Genomic DNA, 17,325 nt, shown 5'->3' with positions numbered 1-17,325 from the left:
AGATGAAACCGATTCTTCCACGCCGTCTTTCCGGTGGTCAACATACCAAAAAACCTTCTGCTCAGGCAGCACAAGCCGATGCTTTGTTGCGCCTGCTCGTTGCCTTTATCCTGATTGTCATCTTCTTTTCCATCTTACTGGCGCGGTTCTTCTACCTGCAAGTAACTCAACACAATGAGTTTTCCGGTCAAGCATCAAGCAACCGTATCACCCTGATTCCAACGCCGCCCGTACGCGGCGAAATCGTCGATATCAACGGCGTTCCTTTGGCCAAAAACTATCCCGTCTTTTCGCTTGAAGTTATTCCTAGCCGCATCGAAGGCAAGATGGAAGATGTCATTGAAGCATTGAAAAAATACGTCGATATTACGCCGACAGATTTAAAACGCTTCAAAAAATACCGCGAAAGCTATCGAAAATTTGAAAATATCCCGCTCAAGCTCAGGCTGACCGATGAAGAGACTGCACGCTTGTCCGTACATCTGCGCGAATTCAAAGGCGTAGAGGTCAACTCACGCACATTCCGCGAATATCCTTACGGCAAGCTGACTTCCCATTTCTTAGGCTATATCGGCCGTATTAGCGATAAAGACAAAGAAATGCTGGAAGAAGAAGGCCTGACTGCCCTCTATCGCGGCAGTACACATATCGGTAAATCCGGCTTGGAAAAATATTACGAACACCAGCTTCATGGTATTCCAGGCTATCAGGAAGTCGAAAAAGACGCTTACGGCAACATCGTCCGTGTATTGAAAAATGTCCCGTCCAAAATGGGGCAAACCTTGCGCCTAGGCATGGATATCCGTATGCAGCAGGAAGCCGACCGAATTTTGGGCGACCGCCGTGGCGCATTGGTGGCCATCAATCCGCAAGACGGTACTGTCTTGGCATTTGTTTCCAAGCCTTCTTTCGATCCCAACCTCTTTATTGACGGCATCGACAGCGACACTTGGAAAATGCTGAATAACGATTGGAAAAAGCCTTTGATCAACCGCGTTACCCAAGGCCTTTATCCGCCAGGTTCTACATTCAAACCCTTTATGGGCATGGCCTTGTTGGAAAGCGGCAAAATCACTCAGAACACCATCGTCCCAGCCCCCGGCGCATGGAGCATACCCGGCAGCCGCCATATTTTCCGCGACTCCGTCCGCAGCGGTCACGGCTCGGCCAACTTGAGCAAAGCCATTCAAGTATCCTCAGATACTTTCTTCTACCGTTTGGGTTACGAAATGGGTATCGATAAAGCCTCTCCGTATCTGGCGCAATTCGGTTTCGGCCAGAAAACCGGCATTGATCTGCCCAGCGAATACACAGGCGTTTTGCCCAGCCGCGAATGGAAATCCAAACGCTTTGCCAAATCTTCCGACCCGACTGCCAAAGAATGGCGCGCCGGAGAAATGGTTTCCGTCAGTATCGGCCAAGGCTACAATGCCTACACGCCTTTGCAAATGGCACATGCGACAGCATCTCTGGCCAATAACGGTGTTGTCCATCAGCCGCATTTGGTCAAAGAAATATTGGATTTCGGCGCGCGCAAAATTACCCGTATCAATCCTAATCCTGAGCGTCAAATTCCGTTCAAAGCCGATAACTTCGAATACGTCAAACACGCAATGGAAAAGGTATTGAAACCGGGCGGTACGGCGCACCGTATCGGTGGCGGACTCGCTTACACAATGGGCGGTAAAACCGGTACGGCCCAAGTCGTACAAATTAAACAGGGCGGCCGCTACAATGCCGCAGCCCTGCGTGAACAACACCGCGACCACGCATGGTTTATCTCGTTTGCGCCATTGGAAAAACCTGAAATCGCTATTGCCGTTATTTTGGAAAACGGCGGTTGGGGTGCGTATGCCGCGCCATTGGCTCGTGAAATGACTGATTTTTATATGCTTCACGTCAAGCCGCAACAGTTTTCAGACGGCCTTGAGTCAGATTCGGCCAAAACTGAAACAACGGACAAGCATCAGCCTATTACCAGCATTTTCCAATCTGCCTACGGACTGACTCCGACAAGCCCTGCCTCACAGCCGGAGGTTCATCATGAATAACACATCAGCGTGGAAAAATTTCAAATCCACCATTGCAGCCCCGATTGACCCTTGGCTGTTTTTTGCCATGCTTGCCATCTACATCATGAGCCTATTCCTGCTCTATTCTGCAGACGGGCAAGAGTTCGGCCAATTGGAAAACAAAACCATCCATACCGTTTTGGGCTTTGCCCTGTTATGGATTATCGCCGTATTCAAGCCGCAAACGGCTGCCAAAGTTGCCCTGCCTGTTTACATTGTCGGCGTATTACTGCTGATTGGCGTTGAAGTCGCTGGCGTTACCGTCAACGGCTCAACCCGTTGGCTGAGTCTCGGCTTTACCCGTATCCAACCTTCCGAAATCATGAAAATCGGCATTCCCATGACTGTCGCGTGGTATTTCCAACGCTATGAAGGCCGTCTGAAATGGATACATTATATTGTCGCCCTCGTGCTGATTCTTGTTCCTGTCGCCCTGATTTTGAAACAGCCCGACCTCGGTACGGCAGCACTGATTATGGCTTCGGGTATTTTTGTCATCTTCTTTGCCGGACTGCCTTGGAAGGCCATTTTTGCTGCTATTATTGCCTTTGTGGCCGCTTTGCCGCTCTTGTGGAACTACGGCATGCACGACTATCAGAAAACCCGCGTCCTCACCCTGCTCGACCCAACCAAAGACCCGTTGGGCGCAGGCTACCACATTATCCAATCCATGATTGCCATCGGCTCGGGTGGCGTATGGGGTAAAGGCTGGCTCAACGGCACGCAAACCCACTTGGACTATATTCCCGAATCAACGACTGACTTTATTTTTGCGGTATTCGGCGAAGAGTTCGGCCTGATCGGCAATATCCTTTTGCTGCTGGTTTACCTTATCATTTTGGCACGCGGATTGTGGATTGCCGCGCAAGCTCAATCCCTTTACAGCCGTACTCTGGCAGGCGCGTTGACCATGACCTTTTTCTGCTATGCCTTTGTAAACATGGGCATGGTCAGCGGTATTTTGCCCGTTGTCGGCGTCCCCCTCCCCTTGGTCAGCTACGGCGGTACGGCTACGCTTTCCATCATGGTGGTGCTCGCCCTGTTGATGGGTATTGCCAACGAACACAAAAACCTCCGCCGTCGTAATATGGACAACGACGACCTGACTGCAAGCAAGGAATAATATGGAATTAGGTGTAGAAATCGGCAAACTTCTCGTTGCACTTCTTGTACTGATCAACCCCTTCAGCGCACTCTCGATTTATCTTGACCTGACGCAAGACCACAGCACCAAAGAAAAACGCAGAATTGCGCGTACTGCCGCACTAGCCGTTTTCATCGTGATTGTCGTCTTTGCGCTGGGCGGCGGTATCTTGTTGAAAGTACTCGGTATCAGCGTGGGCTCTTTCCAAGTCGGCGGCGGTATTCTGGTTTTGCTGATTGCCATCTCCTTAATGAACGGCAACGATAATCCTGCTAAACCCAAAATTGATCCCCATTCAGAAGAACATCAAAGTGCGCAACAAGTCCGCCGCAATGAAAAAGCCATTGCCGTCGTACCCATTGCCATTCCGATTACCATCGGCCCCGGCGGTATCTCTACCGTCATCATTTACTCCTCTGCCGCCAAAAATTACAGCGATATTGCCCTAATTATCATCTCCGGCTTTCTGGTCAGCCTGATTTGCTATCTCATCCTGATCGTTGCCGGACGCATCAGCAAACGCTTGGGCACGACCGGTCTGACCATCCTCAACCGCATCATGGGCATGATGCTTGCCGCCATTTCCGTAGAGATTATTGTTGCCGGCTTAAAATCTATTTTTCCCCAACTGGTCGCTTGAAGTACAATTATCACAATAAAAGGCCGTCTGAAACATTTTCAGACGGCCTCATAAAAACATAAAAACAAAGGAGCCAACTATGTTTCACAGCACCCACGTTTTCACCGGAGAAACCATTTACTGCCGACCGGCGCAAAGCTATACCGAGTTCACCGACGAATTAAACCGCCTCCAAACCCTTCAGCAAACCTTCGCGCAATCAAGCATTACCGAGCGCACCGCCCTCTTACAGCAATTTGCCGACAGCCTTACCCAAAACCAAGAACGCCTTGCCGAAATGGTTTGCGAAGAAGTCGGACGCTGCCTGCACGAATGCCGTGCCGAAATCAGCAAATCCATCGAGCTTATCCGCTACTACGTCCGCCTTGCCCCCGAACTGCTTGCCCATAAAACCATCGCCACCCAAGCCAGTCTCAGCCAAGTCCGTTTCGAGCCTTTGGGCGTTGTTTTGGCGGTCATGCCGTGGAATTATCCTATTTGGCAGATTTTACGATTTGCCATCCCTGCCCTGTGCGCCGGCAATGCCTGCGCGGTCAAACCTGCGCCCAGTGTCGCCCGCGTCAGCGAAACCCTCTTCAGCCTCGTCCCCAAAGGTTTGCCGCTTATCGGCGCATGGTTAAGTCATGAAGACACGCTTAAAGCCATTGAAGATACCGATGCCATGGCATTTACCGGTTCAACCCATACCGGCCGCCTGCTGGCCGCCCATGCAGGCAAACATCTGAAAAAAACCGTCCTTGAACTGGGCGGCAGCAATCCGTTTATCATCCTGCCCGACGCCGATCTGCAACGTGCAGCCATCGATGCCTGCTATTCGCGTTTCCGTGATGCCGGACAATCCTGCAATGCCGCCAAACGCATCATTGTTACCCAAGATATTGCCGATCAATTTATCCCGCTCTTCCTTGCCGAGTGCGCCAAACTGCAAACTGGCAATCCCAAAGACTCGAACACCACCCTTGCCCCACTTCACCGCCAAGACCTGCGTCAAACCGTACACGAGCAGGTTCAAGATGCGGTTGCACACGGTGCGCAATGCTTGAGCGGCGGCTATATCCCTGAGGGAGAAAGCTGGTTTTACCCTGCCACGGTATTGGATCAAGTCAATCCAAACTGCCGCGTTTGGCACGAAGAAGTCTTCGGCCCGGTTGCCATGATCTTACGCGCCGACAATCCGGATCACGCCGTTGCGCTTGCCAATGACACACCTTTCGGCCTCGGCGCCTGCATCTACACAGCCGACACGGCAAATGCATGGAAATACGCCGAAAAAATCCAAGCAGGCTCTGTCTTTATCAACCGCCATACCAGCAGCGACTTGCGCCTCCCCTTTGGCGGCGTCAAAGCTTCAGGCTACGGACGGGAGCTATCCGAATTCGGACTGTACGAATTCGTCAACGTCAAAACCTATTGGCAAAAATAAACCGTTTCATTCACTCAGGCCGTCTGAAAACCCAATTTCAGACGGCCTGATGTTGTTTAAAAAAGCTGGCAAAAATATTGTATTTAATCCCGTACAAACCCTGCAAAATCAAAGCCGCTCAAAAATAGAAACCTATCTTAAAAAGCAATCCATATTCCCACGTCTCCGTTGAATCAGCAGCTTATCGTGTTTTTCATTCCAATTACTGCATTAAGCTATTTCTAAAATACCCAATAAACAAAAATGCCGTCTGAAATACAACTTTCAGACGGCATTTTCAATCAAATACTACTTACCGGATTACAATTTCAAACCGGCCAGTTTAGCAGCATACGCATCCAAATCAGCGATTGGACGGGTAGCCACGCCGCTTTCCATAGCTGCTTTAGCGGTAGCAGAAGCAACACGAGGCAACAGGCGGGAATCGAATGGGGTAGGAATCAGGTATTCCGCACCGAATTCAAATTTCTTACCGTAAGCGGCAACTACTTCTTCAGTTACCTCTTCCATCGCCAAATCAGCCAAAGCATACACGCAGGCGCGTTTCATTTCTTCGTTGATGGTGGTCGCGCCGACATCCAATGCGCCACGGAAGATGAATGGGAAGCACAATACGTTATTCACTTGGTTCGGGAAGTCTGAGCGGCCGGTACCGATCACCACATCCGGACGGGTTTCTTTTGCCAAAGGAGGCAGAATTTCCGGATTTGGGTTTGCCATAGCAAACACAATTGGTTTTTCGTTCATGGTTTTCAGCATTTCAGGCGTCAGCAGGTTTGCGCCGGACAGACCCAAGAAGATGTCTTTACCTTTAACGGCATCGGCCAATACGCGTTGGCCGTTATCTTCAATGGCGTAGAACTGTTTGGACTCGTCCATACGGTCTTTGTCTTCGCGGGTTTTGTAAATCACGCCCTTGGAGTCGCAAACGGTCACGTTTTCGCGTTTCAAACCCAAATCCAGCAATTGGTTCAAGCAGGCAATCGCGGCCGCACCTGCGCCGGAGCACACCAAAGTCGCTTCTTCAATTTTGCGACCGGTATAACGCAAAGCGTTCAGTACAGCGGCAGCGGTAATGATGGCGGTACCGTGTTGGTCGTCGTGGAATACAGGGATTTTGCAACGTTTGCGCAATTCGCGTTCGATATAGAAGCACTCAGGCGCTTTGATGTCTTCGAGGTTGATACCGCCGAAAGTCGGTTCCAAAGAAGCGATGATATCCACCAATTTTTGTGGGTCTTTTTCATCGATTTCGATATCGAATACGTCAACGCCGGCGAATTTTTTGAACAATACGCCTTTGCCTTCCATTACAGGTTTACCGGCCAATGCGCCGATGTTGCCCAAACCCAACACTGCGGTACCGTTGGAAATCACGGCAACCAAATTGCCTTTGGCAGTGTATTTGTAGGCAGTTTGCGGATCGGCATGGATTTCCATACAAGGAGCGGCTACGCCCGGAGAGTACGCCAGCGCCAAATCTTTAGAAGTGGCCAGAGATTTGGTTGGGGTAACGGAGATTTTGCCCGGCACGGGGAATTCGTGGAACTGCAGGGCGGCTTCTTTTAATGAATTTTCCATTTATCGATCCTGTTTGCGAGAGAGATTTTACAGCGAACAAGTCTGAAACAGGCTGCTTCAGACGTTTAAAATTTCTAAAGTCGGGTTGTTAACAGACCGGCTTTGTAAGGGACCGTAATTTTATCATGTTCTTTTGGTGGCGCATACCGATATTTATTACATTTGTTTTGATATTTCGTTTTATTTGGTTTTATGTCTAAAAACTTCTGTAATAATATTTCTTCGCCACACTACCCTTCTTTCAGACGGCATTTTATTTAAACTTAAACATTCAATCCAAAATGACTGTCCAGCGCGGTTTCAATCTGATTTTTTACCGCGTCCAGACTTTGGCTGCTGTCGATGACGGCATAGCGTTCCGGCTGTTCGTTAGCACGTTGCAGATACACTTCGCGCACCCGATTGAAAAACTCGGCTTCTTCTTGCTCGAAGCGGTCTTTCTCGCGCGTTTGGTTGATGCGTGCCATTGACACTTCCAAAGGCACGTCCAACAGCAAGGTTAAATCTGGGCGGAAATCGCCCTGTACCCAATGCTCAAGCGTGGCAATATCTTGCAAGGGAACGCCTCGTCCACCGCCTTGATAGGCAAACGTTGCATCGGTAAAGCGGTCGGAAACGACATGCGTGTCGTTTTTCAGGGCAGGCAGAATGACTGTTTCCAAGTGTTGCTGTCTGGCTGCAAACATCAGCAGGGTTTCGGTACGCAGGCTGACTTGGGTGGCAGGGTTGAGCAGGATTTCACGCAATGCTTCTCCGGCCGGAGTACCTCCCGGTTCGCGCGTAAACAATACGGGCAATTGGTGTTTCTCAAACCATGCTTTCATTACGGCGAGGTTGGTGGACTTACCTGCACCGTCTATACCGTCAAGGGTAATAAATCTGGGTTTCATATAGATATCGTCAATTTAAAGGCCGTCTGAAACTGGGATTATAAATGTTTCAGACGGCCTATTCGGTTTATTTCTTCAAAATATATTTGCGTACGGCAGCGTTGTGTTCAGAAAGATTGTGGCTGAACTCGCTCAAGCCCGTACCATCCATTTTTGAGACGAAATACAGATATTTTTCATCAGACGGATGACCCGCCGCTTCAAGCGCGGCCTTGCCGGGAAGCGCAATCGGCGTCGGCGTCAAACCGCTGCGCGTATAAGTATTGTAAGGCGTATCGCGTTGCAGGTCGGCTTTGCGGATTCTGCCTTTATACGCATCGCCCATGCCATAAATAACGGTCGGGTCGGTTTGCAGGCGCATGCCGATATTCAGGCGGTTGACGAATACGGCGGCCACATGGGCGCGGTCGTCTTCGTGCGCGGTTTCTTTTTCAATCAGACTCGCCATAATCAGCATTTCGTACGGATTTTTATAAGGCAGGCCGCTTTGACGGTCGTCCCATGCTTCTTGCAGGTTTTCCCGCATTTTACGGTAGGCGATTTTGTAAATTTGAAGATCGCTGCCGCCGGCATCAATTTCGTAACTATCCGGGAAAAACTGTCCTTCGGGATTGCTGCTCAAGGCGTCGGGTGCCACTTCGGCCATCAGTTTTTCATCGCTCCAACCACGTGTGTCATGGGCAATGTCGGCAGTATTGTCGATAATACGGCGCATTTGGGCAAAACGCGCGCCTTCCAAAATTTGCACGCTGACCGAATCAGGACGGCCTTTCTTAATGCGTTTTAAAATGTCCCAAGCCGATACTTTGGCAGACAGGCGGTAAGAACCGGCATTAAGTTGGTTGTGTACGCCCATCACATATGAGGTGGCTACTAAAACATAACGGTTATAAACGATGCCGTCTTGAGCCAGCTTACGGCTGACGGAAGAGATACCTTGGTTTTTGGTAATGGTAATACGGTATGGTTTGCCGTTGTCTTTCGGAACAAACAACAATGCGGCAACCACGGCGGCAAATGCCGTCAAAAATACGGCCAGCCATTTCAACAATTTTTTCAGCATGGTAGGATTCTTGGTTTGTGAACGTGTCGGGCGACAGTATAACCGAAAACAAGTCCACCAAGCCTGCCACCTTCCCCAACGTATGTTTTCCTACCCCGAAAGGCCGTCTGAAACCATGAATTCCCCTTCAAAAAACACTTGGCAAAACGGCCGTTGGCTGAATGCACGTCAAACTCATTCGCCCAATTTCAGCCCGCGAGAACCGGATGAAGACATCTCATTGGTTGTCCTCCATAATATTTCCCTCCCTCCTTTTGAGTACAACACGGGAGCAGTGGAAAAATTGTTTACCAACCAAATCAACCCTGACGAGCATCCTTTCTTCAGCATCATCCACACCCTGCGCGTCTCCAGCCATTTTTTCATCAGCCGTAAAGGCGAAACTGTCCAATTCGTTTCCTGCGACGACATGGCCTATCATGCCGGCGTATCATCGTTTCAAGGCAGAGAAAAATGCAATGCCTTTTCCATCGGTATCGAATTGGAAGGCTGCGATTTCGAGCCTTTTACCGAAGCACAATACACCAGCCTGCAAGCCTTGCTGACCGCTATTTCCGAGCATTACCCGATTCAGGCCGTTACCGGCCATCAGGACATCGCGCCGGACAGGAAAACCGATCCCGGACATTTCTTCGATTGGCCTCGCCTTCAAAAAGCAGGTTTCCCCATCCGGCGCGGATAACTTTCAGACGGCCTGAACAATGATTGGCAGACATAATGCTGTCACAACCGTTTATTTTCGTTATAATTCAGCTATTCATTCGGACGCATAAAGTCCGGCTCCAACGAACTTCCCACGCAGCAAGATTCCGCACCCTGAAAAAGACGGAATGCTGCCTTTTTAAAAAGTGATTACTCCATGATTTTCATCGTCTTAGCCCTCGCCGCTCTTTTGGCGGTCATCGGTTACAACATGTACCAGGAAAACCAATACCGCAAACAAGTGCGCGAACAATTCGGCCATTCCGATAAAGATGCACTTTTGACCAGCAAAACCAAGCACGTCCGCGACAGCAAAGAAACCGGCGGCCAAGGTTTGTTTATCAAGAAAAATAAAAAAACCGAAGAGGCATTGCGCAACCTGCAGGAACAAGATGAAATCTACGCGGCAAAAGCCAAACTGGCTCACCCTGCCCAGCTTAAAACCGATGTCGAGCTGACTGTGGAAGACGACTTTTCCGCAGAAGAAAAAGTCCAACACACCGTTATCGGTTTAAACAACGAAATTACCATAAATCCTTCCGAAGCCGCTTCTGCTCCGGTTGAAACCGTAGCCGAGCCTGTGGCACAAGTACCATTGATCAGCTTGGATGAATTGTCTCAAGTCGAGTTACCTTGGTTTGACCCGCGCTTCGACTACATGGCCTACATATCCCTGAAACAAGCCCAAGAATTGCACGCCCTGCCGCGCCTTTCCGTTACACACCGCTTCCAAATCATCGGTTGCACTATGGACGACCATTTCCGCGTTGCCGAGCCGATTCCGGGCGTTTACTACCAAGGCTTCGTTATGGGCCTTCAGGCTGTCAGCCGCAACGGTTTGGCCGCGCGTGAAGAGCTGCAACACTTTGACCAACAGGTTGATGCTTTTGCCCAGCTGATGGACGGCAAAGTTTTGCATACCGACTTGGACGCGTTCACCGAAGTCGCGCAAGCCCTCGACCAATTCTGTGCGCGTGTTGACCAAACCATCGCCATTCACTTGGTTTCCCATTCCAATATCAGCGGCGTAGAGTTGCGTGCCGCCGTGGAAGATACAGGCTTCAAACTCGGTGAAGACGGCGCGTTCCACTTCGGCGACAACAACAACCCTCAATTGTTCTCCATCCATACTTTGGACAACAAACCGTTTACCAATCCTCTGTTGGATAACCAAGCCTACCGCGGTTTCAGTATGCTTTTGGATATTCCGCATGTTCCGGCCGGCGAAAAAACTTTCGACAAATTTATGGACTTGGCAGTCAAACTCTCCGGCCAACTCAGCTTGGATTTGGTTAACGACCAAATGGAAGAAGTTTCCACCCAATGGCTCAAAGACGTACGCAACTACGTTTTGGCCCGTCAGGAAGAAATGCTTAAAGTCGGCATCAAACCCGGCAGCAAACAAGCCCTGCGCCTGTTCTCTTAAAATTCCCCAATTAAAAAGCGGATATGCAATGACGGCATATCCGCTTTTTTTCAGGTAAAATCCCTTCATCTTCAATATTCATCGATTTTCAGACGGCCTCTCTATCATCAGGCCGTCTGAAAACTCTATTTCGATTACTCATGAATCCGACCGCACAACGTATCAAATACCTGACCGACCTCCTCAACCGCTACGCCTACGAATACTACACCCTAGATGCGCCCAGCGTACCCGACGCCGAATACGACAAATTGTTCCGCGAGCTCGAGGCATTGGAGCGAAACTACCCCGAGTTCAAACTGCCCGACAGCCCGACCCAACGTGTCGGTGGCAAACCTTTGGCAGGCTTTGCCGAAGTGCGCCACGAAGTACCGATGCTGTCACTGACCAACGCCTTTTCGCCACAAGACGAAAACGGCATGTTTGACCATGCCGAAATGTACGCTTTTGATGAACGCGTTCGTGGCGGATTAAACGGAGAAAAACCAGAATACGTTATCGAACCTAAATTTGACGGTCTGGCCATCAGCCTGCTGTACCGCGACGGCGTATTGACTCAAGCAGCAACCCGTGGCGACGGCACCACAGGCGAAGACGTTACCCAAAACGTCAAAACCGTATCCAACATCCCCCTGCGTCTGCATGGAGAAAACATTCCCGAGCTTATCGAGATACGTGGCGAAGTACTGATGCTTAAAGCCGATTTTGCCGCCTTAAACGCACGACAGGCTGAAAACGGACAAAAACCTTTCGCCAATCCGCGCAATGCCGCCGCCGGCAGTCTGCGTCAACTCGATTCACGCATTACGGCACAGCGCAAACTGCATTTCTTCCCCTATTCCATCGCCCGACAACAAGGCGGTTTTATCGCGGAAGAACACCTGCAAGAGTTGAGCTACTGTAAAGAGCTTGGCTTCAGCCTGCCCGATGGTAATTTCGGCTGTTTCCCAAATATCAATGAAGTATTAGCGTTTTACGAGAAAATGCAGCAAAAACGCCCTACTTTGCCTTATGAAATCGACGGCATGGTGGTCAAAGTCAACAGCTTGGCACAACAAGAAAAACTGGGTTTCATCTCCCGTGCGCCGCGCTGGGCCATTGCCCACAAATTCCCTGCCGAAGAAGCATTGACCATTGTCGAAGCCATTGATGTACAAATCGGGCGCACCGGCGCCGTTACCCCCGTCGCCCGCCTGCAACCTGTATTCGTCGGCGGCGTTACCGTTACCAACGCCACCCTGCACAATCAGGACGAAGTATCGCGCAAAGACGTGCGCGTTGGCGACACAGTTGTCGTACGCCGCGCCGGAGACGTGATTCCCGAAGTGGTGCGCGTGATTTTTGAACGCCGCCCAATGCGGGAGACCAACATTGCTGTTTCAGACGGCCTGCAAGATGATTTATTTACCGAAACACCTTCTGAAACCCGATCCGAACCGCTTCACAAACCTTACCGCCTGCCCACCCATTGCCCTATCTGCCACAGCGAAATCGAACGTGAAGAAGGTGAAGCGGTTGCCCGATGCAGCGGCGGTATGCTTTGCCAAGCACAACGCGCGCAAGGTTTGATCCACTTCGCCTCACGCAAAGCCATGGACATCGACGGACTTGGTCAAAAACAAATCGAGCAGCTGGTAGCGCAAGATTTGGTTCGTCATTTCGCCGACCTCTACCGCCTCGATATCCCAACCCTGCAAAAAATGAAGGAAACGGCGGATAAAGCGTCAGCTAGTGAAGAAGAACCATCAAACAGTGAAATTGGAGACTTTGAAAGCGAGAGCGGCAATGCCCTGCTTAGCAAGACCAGTAAAAAACAGCCAACCAAATGGGCGGAAAACATCCTCGCAGGCATAGAAGCCAGCAAAACGCCTGAACTTGCGCGCTTCCTTTTTGCCCTCGGCATCCGTCACGTCGGCGAACGCACCGCCAAAACGTTGGCGCAGGCATTCGGTACGCTCGAACATGTCCGCCATGCACCCGAACCCATCCTCGCCTGCCTGCCCGATATCGGCACGGTGGTTGCCCGCTCCATTGCCCACTTTTTTGACCAAGAAGCACAACAGGCGATGATAGACGAGCTGCTGGCTGTAGGTGTTTCCCCGCAAAACCAGGTTGTCACTACCCCGCCGTTGCGTCATGCTGAGCCGCAACGCTGGATTGCCCGCCTGCCCGATTTTAAAATCAGCGAAACCAAAGCACTGGCATTGTGGGAGCTTGCCGGACAAAGCATAGAAGGTTTGCAAACTGACAAAGCGTTGCCTGCCGATTGGCAGACATGGCGCAGTAAACCGCAAAACGCAGCCCTGCTTGAAAATATGAAAACTTTCTTTGCTCAAACGCTGTCTAAGCTTCAAGATGAAACTATTTCGGACGGCATTAACGAGGCCATAGCAGGTAAAACCTTTGTATTAACAGGGACTTTACCCACACTCAAACGCGACCAAGCCCAAGCCATGATTGAGGCTGCAGGCGGTAAAGTTTCCGGCAGCGTATCCAAAAAAACCGACTACGTTGTCGCCGGAGAAGCCGCAGGCAATAAATTGGAAAAAGCCCAAGCTTTGGGCGTGGCCATATTAACCGAAGAAGAATTACTGGCGTTGCTGGGATAAGACAGTATCTATGACCAATTCTCCTTTTCAAACCGCCTGATACTTTATCATGTGGTATTATTGTTACATACGACTACATCTTTACACTTTTTGGGGTATAAACCCATAGTTAAAATAGGATAATAATATGAAACCCATTAAAAAATGCGTCTTCCCCGTTGCCGGTATGGGCACCCGTTTCTTGCCTGCAACCAAAGCCAGCCCCAAAGAAATGCTGCCTATTGTGGACAAACCTCTGATTCAATATGCAGTTGAAGAAGCGGTTGAAGCCGGCTGTACCGAAATGGTGTTTATCACCGGCCGTAACAAACGCAGCATCGAAGATCACTTCGACAAAGCATACGAGTTGGAAACCGAATTGGAATTGCGTCAAAAAGACAAACTGTTGGCGCACGTTCGCGATATCCTGCCTTCCAACATTACCTGCATGTACATCCGTCAAACCGAAGCATTGGGTTTGGGTCATGCCGTATTGTGCGCGCAGGCTGCCGTTGGTAACGAGCCTTTCGCCGTTATTTTGGCAGACGATTTGATTGATGCGCCTAAAGGTGCATTGAAACAGATGGTTGATGTGTACAACCAAAGCGGTAACAGTGTTTTGGGCGTTGAAACCGTTGATCCTTCCCAAACAGGCTCTTACGGTATCGTTGAAGTTGAAAAGCTGAAAAGCTATCAACGTGTAGTCAATATTGTTGAAAAACCAAAACCGGAAGAAGCGCCTTCCAACCTCGCTGTTGTCGGCCGCTACATCCTGACCCCGCGTATTTTTGACTTGTTGACCAACCTGCCCCGCGGCGCCGGTAACGAAATCCAACTGACAGACGGTATCGCCCGCCTGCTCGACCATGAGTTTGTGTTGGCTCATGCGTTTGATGGCAAACGCTACGACTGCGGCAGCAAATTGGGTTACCTTGAAGCAACCGTGGCTTACGGTTTGAAACACCATGAAACCGGCGAACAATTCAAAGAATTGATCAAACAATACGCTTAAGCCCAGCCATTATGAAAAGGCCGTCTGAAATTTCAGACGGCCTTTTTCTCAAACTTATTTCTTCCAATATGCCGGAGTAAGCAAAATCAGAACGGTAAAAATCTCCAAGCGTCCCAACAACATCACCGCTGTACACAGCCATTTCTGCACATCGCTCAACGCAGCATAATTATGCGACGGACCAACTGCCCCCAAACCCGGTCCTGCATTGGTAATACAGGCAATGACTGCCGTAAAGGCGGATAAAAAGTCCAAGCCTGCCGCCATCAGCAAAAAGCTGAATACGATAACCGTCATAAAGTAAATAAAGATGAACGACATGACAGTCAGCGCCATGCGATCCGGAATGGAGCGGTTGTTGACCTTTACCGTACGAACCGCACGCGGATGCAGCAAAATCAACATTTCGCGCAAGCTGAATTTGAACAATACCAACGCACGCACGTTTTTAATACCGCCCCCCATAGAGCCTGAACTTGCCAATACGTTCGACAGAAAAAACATCCACAACGACACAATCAGCGGCCATTGGGCAAAGTCTGCATTAGAGAAACCGCTGGCCAATCCGATGGACACAAAGTTGAAGCTGACAAAGCGCAAAGCTTCGCCAAGGCTTTGGTACACGTCCTGCTGCCACAGATACAATGCCGAAATCAAAATACTGCCCGACAAAACCAGCAGCATGGTGCGGCATTCTTCATCTTTCCAATACACCCACCAAGAGCGGTTGCCCAGCGCAGTAAAGTGGCTGGCAAAATTGATACCGCCCCAGACAGTAAAAAACATCAACGTCCATTCGACTGCCACAGAATCAAAATAGGCAACGCTATCATCATGTGTTGAAAAACCGCCCAAGGCCACTGCCGACATCGCATGGCACAAGGCATCAAACCAACCCATACCGGCAATATGTAAGGATACAAAAGCCGCAGCAGTTGTCAGCGCATAGGCAAACCACAGCCGTTTGGCCACTTGCGAAATACGGGGAGCCATCTTGCTTTCCTTATCCATACCCGGAATTTCTGCTTTGAAGAGCTGCGTCCCCCCCACGCCCAACATCGGCAAAATCGCCACAGCCAGCACGATAATACCCATACCGCCAAGCCAGTTGAGCATGTGCCGCCAAAAATTCACCGACGGATCCAGCGTATCCAAACCGGAAATCACTGTTGCCCCCGTTGTCGTCAGCCCCGACATCGCTTCAAAAAACGCATCGGTGAAACTCATGGACGGCATATAGAAATAAATCGGCATCGCCGCCACGACGGCAAAGGCCAGCCACAGCATCAATACCAAGGTAAATCCGTCACGCGGCCGCAATTCACGGTTGAAACGCAAAGTCAGCACCCAAGTAACGCACGACACCAACAATACCGTCAAAGCCGTATAGGCAAACACGATAAACGCGCTGTCGTGATAAAAATACGACATCAGTGTCGGCACTGCCAACAGCAGTGAAAACAACAGCCCCAGCTTGGACAATACATGGATAATCGGCATAACCTTGCTTACCGCACCGCCCAATCTGAAACCCTTATACAAATACATCATATCCCTATCATCAGAAAACAAAATATTCAGACGGCCTCATGAAAAAAAGCCGTCTGAAACAGCATATTTTATCAAAATGCCGCAACCCCGTGATAAAGAAAAACCAAAAAACACTTGCCTGCTCATTTTCTAAGAGTATAATGTTATACCATAACATTTACTGGAGAAAGAAATGAAACCTGATATCCACCCAGACAACTATCGTACCGTCCTGTTTTACGACAGCGGCGCAGACCAAGGATGGCTCATCCGTTCATGTGCCAATACCCACGGAAAAACCATGGTTTGGAAAGACGGAGTAGAGTATCCCCTCTTCTCTCTTGATACCTCTTCCGCGTCCCACCCCGTATACACAGGCAAACAACGCAACGTCAATATCGAAGGCCGCGCCAGCAAGTTCAACCAACGTTACCAATCCATGATGTCTTCTTTCAGAAAGGATAAATAATGCAAGTCCTCTCATCCCTGAAAACTGCAAAAAAACGACACCGCGACTGCCAAATTGTCCGCCGAAAAGGCAAAGTGTACGTCATTTGCAAGAGCAACCCCCGCTTTAAAGCACGCCAGCGTTAAGCGGCCCAACCTATATTTCAATGTAACTCTCTGAATTTTCCGCACTTTCGTTTACCTCTAGCGCAAGTGCGGCTTTTTTTCAAACGGCATTAATCATTCATATCAAAACTACAAAGAATCCTGCCATACTCCCAAAAACAGGAAGAAAAAGTAAATAATGGTTATCCCTATTGTGAAGCCATAAAGATATTTATAACATGCCGCTACATTCTTCCTTCAACACTGACCATAGGAGTCAAAAATGAAAGTAAAAGCCCTGCTTGCAATTGCCGCCGCCATGAGCCTCGCTGCCTGTGCCGCACCTGAAGCCCATCGCCATGACCATGGTCAACGTCATGAGCACAATCATGCACACGAACATGGCCACCAACATCATGACATGCACAACCATGGCCGTGTTCAATCATTCAACTGCGAAAACGGCCTGTCTGTACAAGTCCGCAACCTGAGCACCAACCAAGTTGAACTGCGTCTGGATGACAAAGTTGCTACCCTGTCTTCTGCCGTTGCAGGTTCAGGCGAACGCTATGTTGCCAACCAAGGTCTGTTCGGCAAAGGCGCTGAATGGCATCAAAAAGGCAGCGAAGCATTCTTCGGCTTCACTGACCCATACGGCAACAAAGTAGAAACTTCTTGCTCTGCCCGCTAATTTTTACTTAG

The 17,325-nt window shown here is 49.8% G+C and carries 15 protein-coding genes; 11 read left to right on the top strand and 4 right to left on the bottom strand.

The genetic code is table 11. From position 1 onward, the window contains the following. Positions 1–2 precede the first annotated feature (2 nt). The 4 genes from mrdA (at position 3) to CYJ98_RS02005 (ending at position 5,279) form a co-directional block, all read left to right on the top strand. Positions 3–2,051, top strand: a complete 2,049-nt coding sequence (mrdA, locus tag CYJ98_RS02020; protein WP_049331473.1) for a penicillin-binding protein 2 — start codon at positions 3–5, stop codon at positions 2,049–2,051. Continuing rightward, positions 2,044–3,195, top strand: a complete 1,152-nt coding sequence (gene rodA, locus CYJ98_RS02015; RefSeq protein ID WP_101755078.1) for a rod shape-determining protein RodA — start codon at positions 2,044–2,046, stop codon at positions 3,193–3,195. Before mrdA ends, rodA begins: the two co-directional genes overlap by 8 nt. 1 nt (position 3,196) lies before the next feature. Continuing rightward, entirely contained in the window at positions 3,197–3,856 is a 660-nt protein-coding gene (locus CYJ98_RS02010) for a MarC family protein (RefSeq protein WP_101755077.1), read from the top strand. A gap of 79 nt (positions 3,857–3,935) precedes the next feature. After that, the gene (locus CYJ98_RS02005; protein ID WP_101755076.1) at positions 3,936–5,279 is read left to right on the top strand and encodes an aldehyde dehydrogenase family protein; all 1,344 of its coding nucleotides are present in this window, start codon (positions 3,936–3,938) and stop codon (positions 5,277–5,279) included. 300 nt (positions 5,280–5,579) lie between these two features. Here the strand turns inward: CYJ98_RS02005 and CYJ98_RS02000 are convergent, their stop codons facing one another. The 3 genes from CYJ98_RS02000 to mltG form a co-directional block, all read right to left on the bottom strand. Next, complete coding sequence (locus tag CYJ98_RS02000) at positions 5,580–6,860, bottom strand: malic enzyme-like NAD(P)-binding protein (protein WP_101755075.1); 1,281 nt, start codon at positions 6,858–6,860, stop codon at positions 5,580–5,582. Positions 6,861–7,123: 263 nt separating this feature from the next. Next, a complete protein-coding gene (gene tmk, locus CYJ98_RS01995) occupies positions 7,124–7,750 on the bottom strand; it encodes a dTMP kinase (RefSeq protein WP_101755074.1) in 627 nt (208 codons plus the stop codon). Positions 7,751–7,817: 67 nt separating this feature from the next. Beyond that, a complete protein-coding gene (mltG, locus tag CYJ98_RS01990; protein WP_101755073.1) occupies positions 7,818–8,813 on the bottom strand; it encodes an endolytic transglycosylase MltG in 996 nt (331 codons plus the stop codon). A 115-nt stretch (positions 8,814–8,928) separates the two neighbouring features. On the opposite strand from mltG, the gene ampD reads away from it, so the two are divergent. From ampD to galU, 4 genes are all read left to right on the top strand, one after another. Continuing rightward, the gene (ampD, locus tag CYJ98_RS01985) at positions 8,929–9,495 is read left to right on the top strand and encodes a 1,6-anhydro-N-acetylmuramyl-L-alanine amidase AmpD (RefSeq protein ID WP_101755072.1); all 567 of its coding nucleotides are present in this window, start codon (positions 8,929–8,931) and stop codon (positions 9,493–9,495) included. A gap of 177 nt (positions 9,496–9,672) precedes the next feature. Beyond that, positions 9,673–10,941 (top strand): cell division protein ZipA C-terminal FtsZ-binding domain-containing protein, encoded by a 1,269-nt coding sequence (locus tag CYJ98_RS01980; protein ID WP_101755071.1) that lies wholly within the window; start codon positions 9,673–9,675, stop codon positions 10,939–10,941. A gap of 140 nt (positions 10,942–11,081) precedes the next feature. Beyond that, a complete protein-coding gene (gene ligA, locus CYJ98_RS01975; protein ID WP_101755070.1) occupies positions 11,082–13,550 on the top strand; it encodes an NAD-dependent DNA ligase LigA in 2,469 nt (822 codons plus the stop codon). 127 nt (positions 13,551–13,677) lie between these two features. Beyond that, positions 13,678–14,541: a UTP--glucose-1-phosphate uridylyltransferase GalU gene (galU, locus tag CYJ98_RS01970; protein WP_101755069.1), complete on the top strand. Its 864-nt coding sequence runs from the start codon at positions 13,678–13,680 to the stop codon at positions 14,539–14,541. 54 nt (positions 14,542–14,595) lie between these two features. Here the strand turns inward: galU and CYJ98_RS01965 are convergent, their stop codons facing one another. Further along, complete coding sequence (locus CYJ98_RS01965; protein WP_101755068.1) at positions 14,596–16,092, bottom strand: TrkH family potassium uptake protein; 1,497 nt, start codon at positions 16,090–16,092, stop codon at positions 14,596–14,598. Positions 16,093–16,264: 172 nt separating this feature from the next. Here CYJ98_RS01965 and CYJ98_RS01960 point away from each other — a divergent pair, with 172 nt between their 5' ends. The 3 genes from CYJ98_RS01960 (at position 16,265) to CYJ98_RS01950 (ending at position 17,314) form a co-directional block, all read left to right on the top strand. After that, positions 16,265–16,540 carry a type B 50S ribosomal protein L31 gene (locus tag CYJ98_RS01960; RefSeq protein WP_049328620.1) on the top strand — a complete coding sequence of 92 codons (276 nt, stop codon included), beginning with the start codon at positions 16,265–16,267 and terminating at the stop codon, positions 16,538–16,540. Continuing rightward, entirely contained in the window at positions 16,540–16,665 is a 126-nt protein-coding gene (ykgO, locus tag CYJ98_RS01955) for a type B 50S ribosomal protein L36 (RefSeq protein WP_003685279.1), read from the top strand. Before CYJ98_RS01960 ends, ykgO begins: the two co-directional genes overlap by 1 nt. Before the next feature lie 241 nt (positions 16,666–16,906). Then, on the top strand, positions 16,907–17,314 hold the full coding sequence (locus tag CYJ98_RS01950; protein ID WP_063068834.1) for an MliC family protein: 408 nt from the start codon (positions 16,907–16,909) through the stop codon (positions 17,312–17,314). The last annotated feature ends 11 nt before the right edge of the window (positions 17,315–17,325 follow it).

Origin of the sequence: Neisseria perflava (assembly GCF_002863305.2) — a bacterium.
GTDB lineage: Bacteria > Pseudomonadota > Gammaproteobacteria > Burkholderiales > Neisseriaceae > Neisseria > Neisseria perflava_A.
Note: the sequence above shows the minus strand (reverse complement) of the source record. Positions and strands in the feature narration are given on the sequence as shown.